Origin of the sequence: Kitasatospora sp. NPDC091257 (assembly GCF_044757675.1) — a bacterium.
GTDB classification, from domain to species: domain Bacteria; phylum Actinomycetota; class Actinomycetes; order Streptomycetales; family Streptomycetaceae; genus Kitasatospora; species Kitasatospora lactacystinica.
Window position 1 is genome coordinate 1 of sequence record NZ_JBIVVI010000801.1, and the last position, 4302, is coordinate 4302.

The window sequence follows — 4302 nt, forward strand, 5'->3', positions numbered from 1 at the left end:
CCCCACTGCCCATGGCAACCCCTGGCGCCGCTGCACAGCCCACCCCGGACAGCACACCCACCACGGAGCGCACCCTCCAGGACACACTCCCCGCGCCCGAACTCGGCGACGAGGCCCCCATACCGCCGGGCGACACCACCACGGCGCCCGCACCCGTTCAACCGATGCCGCCAGCCAACCCGCCGCAGACACACCTCCTGGCCGACACCCCCGCACCCACCAAGGCCCTGACGTCACCGGCCACCGAACTCGCCGACCGACCCACGCCCGACCTGGCCGACACCAACCAGGGTGACGACCACACGGCCGTCCCGGAGCGCACCGACCCGGGGCCGGCCACGCAACCGCCGACCACTCCACAGCCCGACACAGACCGAGCCCGCTCCACCCCCGAGCCGACCCCGCACCAGCCCGAACACCCGAACACGGTCACGTCCGACGCCCCGGACCCCCGTCAGGCCGCCTGGGAAGTCCTTCGCGGTATGGCGGACGCGCTCAAGCCGAACGGCGTCTACCAGATCCTCCTCGGCAACCAGACGAGGACCACGAAAGAGAAGGCGAACGGCACACTCACGGACGAGGACGAACAGCTCATCCTCCAGGCACAGAAGACCCTTGGGAACTCTGCCCACGCGATCTACCGGCAAATGCTCAAGCCGGACGCCCCCTCCGCATCCGAGCCCGACCAGAGCCCCCCGACCCCACTCCAGATCGCGCCCCGGGCACAAATGCCCGACCTGTGCGCCTGTGAGGACGCCCCCACCGGCCGCCACCGCGACGACTGCCCCGACTCCGCACAGTGAACCGAGCCGAACTCGAAGCGCAACGCCGCCAGCTCGAGGACGCGCTGGCAGCGGTGTTCCGCACCGCCACCGCCGCCAACCACCACGACCCCGGTGCCCTGTCCATCTCCGGCCTCGGCGGATGCACCCGCCGCGCGGCCTACCAACTCGCCCGCTACGCCCCCACCGACGACCACTCCCACCAAGAGCAGCGCGCCTCCCACCTGGGCCAGGCCACCCACGACTGGGTGCTGCCCCGCCTCGCCGCACAACTGGGCCACGAACTCACCCTCGTCGAACACGACGTCATCCTCCCCGTCCGCGGCCTGAAGATCCCGGGCCGGCTCGACCTGTTCACCCCCGCCATCGGCGGCGGACTACTCGTCGATCTCAAGACCCACGGCTACGACCAAGGCGACGACGGCGACGAACCCTCACGCGCCCGGCTCCTGCAGCTCTACGGCTACGCCACGGCACTGCGCCTGATGGGATACCTGATCCGAGCGGTGGCGGTGGTGCCGATGTCGCGCATTCACGGAGGTACCTCCGGGGTGTGGATCGGGGAGTTCGGGTCCAAGCAGGAGGCCTTCGTCGACGCTCGGGTGCGGGACCTGCTGCGGCACGCCAAGGCGCCTGCATTCGCACCGCGCGATGCCCACCGAGGCCCAGGGCTGGACCTCACCTGTGACTCCTGCCCCTACATGACGAGGTGCTGGCCGGGCGCGGAGCCGGCCCAGGCTGCCGAGGTGCGCACCGATGCCGACATCGTCGCCCATGCCCTTGGCTACTCCGAAGCCGCCGCACAGGAGAGGGACTGGAAGAAGGAGAAGAAGTACCACCTGGCCGCGCTCGGTCGGACCCGCCCGGGCCGATACACGGCCTACGGCTACGAAGTGGAGGTCAAAACCTCCCCGGGCGGGAAGCGCCTGGATCAAACCGGCGCGAAGGAGCTCCTGAAGGAGAACAACCTGCCCATTCCTCAAACGACAGACAAGGACTCGCGTCGCGCCCTCGTCCACCGCCGTCCACCCAGCGGAGACTCGCCAGCCCGCGGGCCGGGCCCCCTCAAAGTCGCGGCGCTACCAGGCCCGCCAGGGCCCTGATGGCGTCGCTGCCCATCCGAGACCGGCATCCCGCAGACGGAGCCGCAACAACCCCTCCGCCGTCAGCATTGCCTGGATGCCCCGTCCGGTTACCAGCGTCGAGCGTGGGACCGCCCCGAGGCACGAAAGGACCGCGGCCTGAAGGGCATGGCCGGCTCGCCAACCCGCGATCCTGCACAGGAGTTGATCCGCCCGCTGGGTGACCTAATTTCACCGCCATGGCCATTCCGAAGTGGCTCGCAGTGAAAGGAGATAACCTGTGAATAGACAGTACGAGCGTGTCGTGCAATTTAGCGGTGGCATCGCATCCTTCGCCTCCGCCGTTCGCGTAGTCCGACGATACGGCACCGACAGGACGACCCTTCTGATAGCGGACACGCAAATCGAGGACCCTGATTTGTGGCGTTTCTCGCAAGACGCCAGCAGGCTACTCGACATCCCCCTCGTGCGCGTGGCTGACGGCCGCGATCCATTCCAAGTCTTCCATGACAAGAAGTTCCTCGGAAACAGCAGGATCGCCGGGTGCACGAGGGTCCTCAAGATCGACCCATGCCTGCGCTGGCTCGAGAAGAACGCCGACCCCACACGGACGACGCTGTACATCGGCATCGACGCCAGCAGGCACGACCGCAACCGAATCCCACCGATCGCCACCAACTGGCAGCCCTGGCGCACCGTCTTCCCGCTGTGCGAGGAAGGGGAGCCGGAACTCACCAAGGAAGAACTGCTCGACGAAGCCAGAAGCCTGGGAATCGAGCCTCCCCGTCTGTACGAGATGGGTTACCCGCATAACAACTGTGGAGGCACCTGCGTCCGCGCCGGAAAGGCCCAGTGGATTCGCACCCTGCGCCTATTTCCAGAACGATATGCAATGGCCGAGGCGCAAGAGGAGGAATTCCGCAGAGCGAACGGAGACTACGCCATTCTCAAGGAGCAGAGGAACCGGGTGATCTACCCACTGACCCTGCGCGAACTCAGGCTCAGAGAGGAAGCCCGCCAGGCCGCCAGTACATAGACGGAAAGTCCACGGGCACCAGCGCGATGCGCCAACCGACAACCGGCCGGTTCATCGCACTGGCGCCCGTGGACTTTCCGTCTGACGGGATCCTGAGGCGTCTCATCCCGCAGGGCGAGCAACCTCGGCCGCTGGCGCCCACCATCGCTGCCCCGAACAGCCAGGTCCTGACTACCGTCCAGGGCAGATCGGGTTCCCAGCTCGTCCTACGGCACACCCTGCAAGCGGCGAATCGAGCCTGCAACCAGCGCTGCCGCAGCCTCAAGACCGACCCCAGCACGTCCCTTTCGCTCATCCGGAGGAGTTGACCACCATGGCGGCCCGTCAGCGACTCGCGTGCGAAACAGCGGACAACGCAGGTGACCCCACCACCAAGCGGCCCGGCCGCCACAGCTCTGTGCTCGCCATGCTGTTCACTCTCGCGGCATTGAGCAGCTGTGCCAGCAGCCCGGGGGACTCGCCACCGGCTCCACCAGCGGCAACTCCGATCATCGCCAACGGGACCGCGTCCCTGCACCTGCCCATCGAGGCCTACATGCTGACCCCGGTGCAGTCCGCGACGTTCGACTGGCTCCGCCGCGCAGCCACGGCCGACTGCATGCGCCGCTACGGCCTCGACCTGCCCGTCCCCCCGCGGCCTTCCACCACGAGCCCACAGGTCTCCGCCTTCAGCGTGGTAAACCGTCGCTACGGCATCACCGACCCTGCCGCAGCCGCCGCACGGGGAGCCGGCGGCCTCTTACGCCACCACCCGCCAGAGTGCTGCTCCCACGCTCACCCCCGCGAGACCGACGACACGACCCTCACTGCTCACGGCCGCGACGAAATCCCGTACGCCCGAACATAGAAGAGCGCATACAGTGTGGAACGTAGCTGGCACGGGGGAGAGGGCAGCAGCAAGACGATGGTGGGATCCGACTGGGCCAGCGAGGGAGCGTGCCGCGACAGTGACCCGGACGAGCTCTTCGTCGACGCGTCGACGCAGAACCGAGCCAAGGCCGTCTGTTCGAGCTGTCCTGTCCGGACCGAGTGCCTCGCGGAGGCCCTGGACCTCCGAATAGAGTTCGGCATCTGGGGCGGCATGACCGAGCGCGAGCGGCGTGCCTTGTTGCGCCGCCGGCCCACCGTGAAGTCCTGGCGCGAGCTCCTGGAGGCAGCCCGCGCAGAATACGAGCGACATGGCGGAGCCCCAGCGAACGAGCCACTGCCGCAGGCCAGCTGACAGCGGCCGGGCCCCGCGCGAAACGGTTGGAGCGGCACTCCACGCAGGACAACCCCATCACCCCACTGCGTGTCGGTCTTCCAGAATGCCCGCCTCCGTCCAACGCACCGGGCATCGTTGCCGTCATGTCCCGCCATCGCCGCCGCCGTCCCGCGCCCAACCCCCTCGTGCCCTCCACCC

At 68.2% G+C, this 4302-nt stretch carries 3 protein-coding genes and 1 pseudogene; all 4 read left to right on the plus strand.

What is annotated here, in order from left to right:
- Positions 1 to 803 (plus strand): annotated as a pseudogene (locus ACIQOV_RS29810) (hypothetical protein); the annotation flags it as partial.
- Positions 800 to 1885: a PD-(D/E)XK nuclease family protein gene (locus ACIQOV_RS29815; protein WP_331768831.1), complete on the plus strand. Its 1086-nt coding sequence runs from the start codon at positions 800 to 802 to the stop codon at positions 1883 to 1885. The pseudogene ACIQOV_RS29810 and the gene ACIQOV_RS29815, both read left to right, overlap by 4 nt.
- Positions 1886 to 2144: 259 nt before the next feature.
- Complete coding sequence (locus tag ACIQOV_RS29820; protein ID WP_331768658.1) at positions 2145 to 2900, plus strand: hypothetical protein; 756 nt, start codon at positions 2145 to 2147, stop codon at positions 2898 to 2900.
- 904 nt (positions 2901 to 3804) lie between these two features.
- Entirely contained in the window at positions 3805 to 4122 is a 318-nt protein-coding gene (locus tag ACIQOV_RS29825; protein ID WP_401053691.1) for a WhiB family transcriptional regulator, read from the plus strand.
- The last annotated feature ends 180 nt before the right edge of the window (positions 4123 to 4302 follow it).

Bases quoted from the DNA above. Each gene is read 5' to 3' on its own strand.
- ACIQOV_RS29825 (WP_401053691.1), top strand. From the start codon at position 3,805: ATGGTGGGATCCGACTGGGCCAGCGAGGGAGCGTGCCGCGACAGTGAC.